General features: G+C 29.5%; 7 protein-coding genes. All 7 read left to right on the top strand.

The window, feature by feature from the left end; translation table 11 throughout:
• The first annotated feature begins 457 nt into the window (after positions 1-457).
• Positions 458-2,398 (top strand): threonine--tRNA ligase, encoded by a 1,941-nt coding sequence (thrS, locus tag MPF13_RS12785; protein WP_249983080.1) that lies wholly within the window; start codon positions 458-460, stop codon positions 2,396-2,398.
• Positions 2,399-2,513: 115 nt separating this feature from the next.
• On the top strand, positions 2,514-3,032 hold the full coding sequence (infC, locus tag MPF13_RS12780) for a translation initiation factor IF-3 (protein ID WP_298884647.1): 519 nt from the start codon (positions 2,514-2,516) through the stop codon (positions 3,030-3,032).
• Positions 3,033-3,083: 51 nt separating this feature from the next.
• The gene (rpmI, locus tag MPF13_RS12775) at positions 3,084-3,281 is read left to right on the top strand and encodes a 50S ribosomal protein L35 (RefSeq protein WP_249983077.1); all 198 of its coding nucleotides are present in this window, start codon (positions 3,084-3,086) and stop codon (positions 3,279-3,281) included.
• Between the two features lie 96 nt (positions 3,282-3,377).
• Positions 3,378-3,722, top strand: coding sequence for a 50S ribosomal protein L20 (gene rplT, locus MPF13_RS12770; RefSeq protein WP_249983075.1), 345 nt, complete (start codon positions 3,378-3,380; stop codon positions 3,720-3,722).
• Between the two features lie 93 nt (positions 3,723-3,815).
• Positions 3,816-4,397 (top strand): hypothetical protein, encoded by a 582-nt coding sequence (locus tag MPF13_RS12765; RefSeq protein WP_249983073.1) that lies wholly within the window; start codon positions 3,816-3,818, stop codon positions 4,395-4,397.
• A gap of 209 nt (positions 4,398-4,606) precedes the next feature.
• On the top strand, positions 4,607-5,812 hold the full coding sequence (glgA, locus tag MPF13_RS12760; RefSeq protein ID WP_249983071.1) for a glycogen synthase: 1,206 nt from the start codon (positions 4,607-4,609) through the stop codon (positions 5,810-5,812).
• 4 nt (positions 5,813-5,816) lie between these two features.
• A complete protein-coding gene (locus MPF13_RS12755; RefSeq protein ID WP_249983069.1) occupies positions 5,817-7,082 on the top strand; it encodes a glucose-1-phosphate adenylyltransferase in 1,266 nt (421 codons plus the stop codon).
• Positions 7,083-7,101: the final 19 nt, after the last annotated feature.

Below are 7,101 nucleotides of genomic sequence, written 5' to 3'. Positions count from 1 at the left end.
GTATTTCTTAGCGGCTGCAAACATACAAACTATTTCTATTCTGACAAGAAAAAAAATAACTTTTTTTATACCCTTACTAAAACACCCTAAAAAAATGAACTAAACCAACACTATTTCCGTTAGCGGGTGCAAATATACCACCTCTTTCTAATATAACAACTATCTTTAGTTGCTTTTTTTTGAAAATTATTCACAAAAATCACTAACTCCATCTAAAAGAATACTTTAATTGAAAAATAAACTATTATATTTCAATTAACTATCAAATTAATAAATAAAAAAGCCTCAATTCATAATGAATTGAGGCTTTATAAAGAAACATTAAACAACAATACAGTTTTTATGTTTTATCAACTATAAAAAGACAACAAATTGAAAGTAATTTAATAAGTACATATATATATTGTGTGAAAAATTGTTTTCTAATATCTTTGCAGCCACAAATATTAAATATTAAATGATTAAAATTACTTTACCAGACGGAACTATTAAGGAGTTTATCAATAACAGTACTCCAATGGATGTTGCCAAAAGCATTAGTGAAGGATTTGCTAGAAACGTAATATCTGCAAACTTTAATGGCGTAACAGTTGAAACAACCACTCCTTTAACCACAGATGGTTCGTTAATTTTATACACATTTAATGATGAAGGAGGAAAAAAAGCTTTTTGGCATTCATCTGCACACGTTTTAGCAGAAGCTATTTTAAGTTTTCACCCAAAAGCAAAGCTAACTATAGGACCTGCTATTGAAAACGGGTTTTATTATGACATAGACTTGGGAGACAATGTTATTTCTGACAAAGATTTTAAACAAATAGAAGCTAAATTTCTAGAAATTGCTCGTGGAAAGCATGAGTTCTCTCTTCGCTCTGTTTCTAAAGCAGATGCTCTATCTTTATACAAAGCAGAAAATAATGAATATAAAGTTGAGTTAATTGAAAACTTAACTGATGGAGACATTACATTTTGTGATCACAGTAATTTTACAGACTTATGTAGAGGAGGCCATATTCCTAACACAGGAATAATAAAAGCCATTAAAATAATGAGTGTTGCAGGTGCTTATTGGAGAGGTGATGAAAAAAACAACCAATTAACACGTGTTTATGGAATTAGCTTCCCTAAACAAAAAATGTTAACAGAATATTTAGCCTTATTAGAAGAAGCTAAAAAAAGAGACCATAGAAAACTTGGTAAAGAATTAGAGCTATTTACTTTTTCTCAAAAAGTAGGTGCAGGATTACCTTTATGGTTACCAAAAGGTGCTGCTTTAAGAGCACGTTTAGAAGATTTTTTAAAAGCAGCTCAGAAAAAAGCCGGATATGAAATGGTAATGACACCTCATATAGGGCAAAAAGACCTTTATGTAACTTCTGGTCATTATGAAAAATATGGAGAAGACAGTTTCCAAGCAATAAAGACTCCTAAAATGGATGAAGAGTTTTTACTAAAACCTATGAACTGCCCTCATCATTGTGAAGTTTATAATTTTAAACCTTATTCTTATAAAGATTTACCAAAACGTTTTGCTGAATTTGGTACTGTATATAGATATGAACAAAGTGGAGAATTACACGGATTAACTCGTGTTAGAGGATTTACACAAGATGACGCTCATATATTTTGTACTCCAGAACAATTAGACCAAGAGTTTAAAGAAGTAATAGATTTAGTACTTTACGTTTTCGGCTCTTTAGGTTTTGAAGATTTTACTGCTCAAGTATCAATTAGAGATAAAAGTAATCCTGATAAATATATAGGTGATGTAGAAACTTGGGAAATTGCAGAAAACGCAATTATAAGTGCTGCTTCAGACAAAGGTTTAGAATATGTTATAGAAGAAGGAGAAGCTGCATTTTATGGACCTAAATTAGATTTCATGGTAAAAGATGCTTTAGGTAGAAGTTGGCAACTTGGAACAATTCAGGTTGATTACAATTTACCTAAACGTTTTGACTTAACTTATAAAGGTTCAGACAACCAACAACACAGACCAGTAATGATACATAGAGCTCCATTTGGTTCTATGGAACGTTTTATTGCAGTTTTACTAGAACATACAGGAGGAAAATTCCCTCTTTGGTTAACTCCAGATCAAGTTATCTTATTGCCAATCAGTGATAAATATCAAAAATATTCAGAAAAAGTTTTAGAATCGTTAGAAAATTCCGAAATTCGCGCCCTCGTAGACAACCGAAGTGAAAAAACTGGTCGTAAAATTAGAGATGCTGAAGTTAACAAAATACCTTTTATGGTAATTGTAGGTGAAAAAGAAGAACAAGATGGCACAGTATCTGTAAGGAAACATGGAGAAGGAGACTTAGGTACATATACTATTGAAGAATTTATTTCTTTAATAAAAACAGAAGAAGACAAAACATTGAAGAAATTTTAATTATTTTTGAATTTCATCAAATAAAATAAAAGGTTGAAAAACAACCACAAGTTAAACTTAAAATTTATAAGTCATAGCAATTCGTAGAAGCAGGTCAAGAAGGCCATTAAGAGTAATCAAAGAAGATCAACATAGAATTAATGAGAAAATAAGATATGTTGACGAAGTTCGTCTTGTAGGCGAAAATGTAGAAGTTGGTGTTTATCCTTTAGCTAAAGCTAGAGAAATGGCCAGAGAACAGGAATTGGATTTGGTAGAAATTTCACCAAAAGCAAAACCACCTGTTTGTAAAATTATTGATTACAAGAAATTCTTGTATGAGCAAAAGAAACGTGAAAAAGCTTTAAAATCTAAGGCAACAAAGGTTACTATTAAAGAAATTCGTTTTGGACCTCAAACTGATGAACATGATTATGAGTTTAAAAAGAAACATGCCATTAAGTTTTTACAAGATGGAGCTAAATTAAAAGCTTTTGTTTTCTTTAAAGGACGTTCTATCATATTTAAAGAGCAAGGACAAATTTTGTTATTAAAATTAGCACAAGAACTAGAAGAGTATGGTAAAGTTGAGCAATTACCAAAATTAGAAGGTAAACGTATGATTATGTTTATTGCTCCAAAAAAAGTAAAATAAATTCTAATTTAGAATTTTAAAGATATTAAGCAAGTTAAAAACGAAGGAGAGATGCCTAAAATGAAAACCAAATCTAGCGCCAAAAAACGATTTAAAGTTACTGGTACTGGAAAATTAAAAAGAAAGCACGCGTTTAAAAGTCACATCTTAACAAAGAAGTCTAAAAAACGTAAATTAAAGTTAACTCATGATGGTTTAGTACATAAATCTGACGAGGCTAACATTAAGCAACAATTAAACTTAAAATAAGTTTAAACTAGGGAATTTAATTATTAACCATGGAGTTAGGCAAAAAAACAAAAAGTATTCTTAAATGAATCGCCTACTACAAAAAACATTGAAATTATGCCAAGATCAGTAAATTCAGTAGCCTCAAGAAATAGAAGAAAAAAAATCTTGAAGGCAGCAAAAGGTTACTTTGGACGTAGAAAAAACGTTTATACAGTAGCAAAAAATGCGGTTGAAAAAGGTATGCTTTATGCATATAGAGACCGTAAAAACAATAAGAGAAACTTCCGTTCTTTATGGATTGTACGTATTAACGCTGCAGCTCGTTTACACGGAATGTCTTACTCTCAGTTTATGGGAAAAGTGAAAGCTAATAACATTGAATTAAACCGTAAGGTTTTAGCAGATTTAGCTGTAAACAACCCAGACGCTTTTAAGGCAGTTGTAGAAAAAATAAAATAAATTATAAATACTTGCTTATATTTAAAACCCAAACTTTTAGTTTGGGTTTTTTTATTACTTTTATATTTTTAAACCCCTAATATAAATTATAAAATGAAATTACAACTCTTAGCATTATTATTTTTCTCTTTTTCAATTTCAGTTTTTTCTCAAGAAACAATTACAGAATCTAACTCAATAGAAAGTCAATTTGACAAAATTTATAGAACATCTACATCATATCAAGTTTACAAGGTAATTAGTAAAGAAAGATATCAAAAACTAAAACTAAATGTTTTAGACTCTTTAAAATCTTCTAAAAAAGCATTTAACACAAAAGATCAGTTATTAAAAACTGAAATAGCAAACATAAAAGAAGTTAAAAAAAATCTTTCTAATACTCAAGTAGCATTATCTGAAGCTATAAAAAAAGAAGAATCTATAGCTTTATTTGGAATACAATTAAACAAAACAACTTATAACATAATTCTTTGGAGCATCATAACCGCACTTATTTTAGCATTAGCTTATTTTATATTTAAATTTTTTAGAAGTAATATCTTAACAAAAGAAGCTCAAAATAATTTAATTGACGTTGAACAAGAGTTTGAAATTCATCGAAAAAAGTCTTTAGAAAGAGAACAAAAACTTCGAAGACAACTACAAGATGAAATCAACAAACAAAGAAATAGTTAAATTTTATCTATAAAATGATAAAATATAAAAGATATAATTTGATTTCTAGTGATAATTTTGCAATAAAATACAAGATTACATCTTATTATTAAGAGTTTCATAATAATGACTATTCATAAATAAATGACGCTTCTTTTTTAGTAGATTAAATAGTATTTTCTTACCTTTTGATTCTAAAAACAACTAAGAAACTTAATTACTAAAAATTTATGAAAGCCCTTTTTTATACTAGAGAATTCCCCCCTTATGTATATGGTGGTGCAGGTGTTCATGTAGAATATCTTGCAGCAGAACTAGCAAAACTTATTAAAGTTGATGTTCGCTGTTTTGGAGATCAGGACGAAACTAATAGCAATCCTACTGTAAAAGGATATCCATACGAAAACCCTGTGTTTGAAAATTCTGACGATAAACTTAAAGCAATATTTAAAACTTTAAGCACTGGCTTGCATATGAATGCAGAACCAATTGATGCTGATGTTGTACATTGTCATACTTGGTATTCTCATTTTGCAGGTATTGTTGCTAAACTTTGTTATGGAATTCCTTTAGTAATTACAACCCATTCTTTAGAACCTCTTAGACCTTGGAAAAGAGAACAATTAGGACGTGGTTATGATGCTTCTTCTTGGATAGAAAAAACTGCAATTGAAATGGCTGATGCCTTAATTGCTGTTTCAGAAGAAACTAAAGAAGATGTTTTAAAACATTTTAATGTAGACGAAAGTAAAGTAAAAGTAATTTACAACGGAATAAACCTACAACAATATGTAACTACTACAGAAACTTCTACTTTAGATGAATATGGAGTAGACAAAAATAAACCTTATGTACTTTTTGTTGGTAGAATTACTAGACAAAAAGGAATTATACACTTAGTTAACGCAATAAAATATATAGATCCAGATACACAAATTGTGCTTTGTGCAGGTGCACCAGATACTCCAGAAATTGGAAAAGAAATGGAAGATGCTGTTAACGAAGTAAAAAAAACACGTAAAAACGTAATCTGGATTGATAAGATGGTAACCAAAGAAGAAATAATTCAGTTATATTCTCATGCTGATGTTTTTTGTTGTCCATCAATATATGAACCTTTTGGAATTATAAACATAGAAGCCATGGCTTGTGATACAGCTGTTGTTGCTAGTGCTGTTGGAGGCATTAAAGAAGTAGTTGTTCATGGAGAAACAGGTTTACTAATACCTGTAGAACAACAAGACTCTGCTCCTTTTGAACCTGTTAATCCAGATAAATTTGCACGAGATTTAGCTGATGGAGTTAATAAAGTTATTAATGATCCTGAGTTAAAAAAATCAATGGCTAAAAAAGGTAGAAAAAGAGTTGAAGAATATTTCGACTGGATATCAATAGCAAAACAAGTAGAAGAATTATATAAATCTGTAAAAATATAAAGCAATGATAAATGATAAAGTATTAGGAATAATTTTAGGTGGTGGACAAGGTTCTAGGTTATACCCTTTAACAAAAGATAGATCTAAACCTGCTGTACCTATTGCTGGTAAATATAGATTAGTAGATATACCTATTTCTAATTGTATTAATTCAGATATAAAAAGAATGTATGTATTAACTCAGTTTAATTCTGCCTCTTTAAATGCACACATTAAAAACACATATCATTTTAGCTTTTTTAGTTCTGCTTTTGTAGATGTATTAGCTGCAGAACAAACAATTCATAGCGATAAATGGTTTCAAGGAACTGCAGATGCTGTAAGACAAAGTATGCAACATTTTTTAGCAAACGACTTTGAATATGCTTTAATTCTTTCTGGAGACCAATTATATCAAATGGATTTTAATGATATGATTAAAAAACACGAAGAAAGTGGTGCAGAAATATCTATTGCTACATATCCTGTAAACGCTAAAGATGCTACATCTTTTGGTTTATTAAAAACTAATGAAGAAAATATAATTACTTCTTTTATTGAAAAACCTGGAGCAGAATTATTACCAGATTGGACATCTGATGTTGGTGAAGAAATGAAATCTCAAAATAGAGATTATTTAGCATCAATGGGAATCTATATATTTAATAGAGACTTATTAATAAAATTAATGGAAAACCCAGACACCAATGATTTTGGTGGAGAAATTATTCCGAAAGCTATTAACCAACACAAAACTCTAAGTTACCAATATGAAGGTTATTGGGAAGACATAGGTACAATTGATTCTTTCTTTGAAGCAAATTTAGGTTTAACAGATGATGTACCTCAATTTAATTTATACGATGCAAAAGGTATATATACAAGAGCAAGAATATTACCTACTTCTAAAATAGCAGGTTCAATATTAAATAGAGCTGTAATTGGTGATGGTTGTTTAATACAAGCTGAAAAAATTGAAAGATCTGTAATTGGAATTCGTTCTAGAATTGGTAAAAACTCACTAATTTCTAATACTTATATGATGGGTAATGATTCATACGAATCTTTAGAAGAAGTTGCTCAAAATGACATTAAAATTATGATGGGAATTGGAGACAGATGCTACATTCATAATTGTATTGTAGATAAAAACTGTAGAATTGGAGATGATGTAAGAATTAATGGAGGTACACATATAGATGATATTGAAACAGATACATATATGGTTAAAGATGGTATCGTTGTAATTAAAAAAGATGCTACAATTCCTAATGGAACCAATATTGGATAATATCAATTTTATTACTTTT

The sequence above is a fragment of the Polaribacter sp. Z022 genome (assembly GCF_023555495.1).
GTDB lineage: Bacteria > Bacteroidota > Bacteroidia > Flavobacteriales > Flavobacteriaceae > Polaribacter.
The sequence above is the reverse complement of the archived record's forward strand: the minus strand, read 5'-3'. Positions and strand labels throughout refer to the sequence as shown.

What these genes read in the sequence shown, in the direction of transcription:
- thrS (WP_249983080.1), top strand. Translation starts at nt 458, where the DNA reads ATGATTAAAATTACTTTACCAGACGGAACTATTAAGGAGTTTATCAAT.
- rpmI (WP_249983077.1), top strand. Translation starts at nt 3,084, where the DNA reads ATGCCTAAAATGAAAACCAAATCTAGCGCCAAAAAACGATTTAAAGTT.
- rplT (WP_249983075.1), top strand. Translation starts at nt 3,378, where the DNA reads ATGCCAAGATCAGTAAATTCAGTAGCCTCAAGAAATAGAAGAAAAAAA.
- MPF13_RS12765 (WP_249983073.1), top strand. Translation starts at nt 3,816, where the DNA reads ATGAAATTACAACTCTTAGCATTATTATTTTTCTCTTTTTCAATTTCA.
- glgA (WP_249983071.1), top strand. Translation starts at nt 4,607, where the DNA reads ATGAAAGCCCTTTTTTATACTAGAGAATTCCCCCCTTATGTATATGGT.
- MPF13_RS12755 (WP_249983069.1), top strand. Translation starts at nt 5,817, where the DNA reads ATGATAAATGATAAAGTATTAGGAATAATTTTAGGTGGTGGACAAGGT.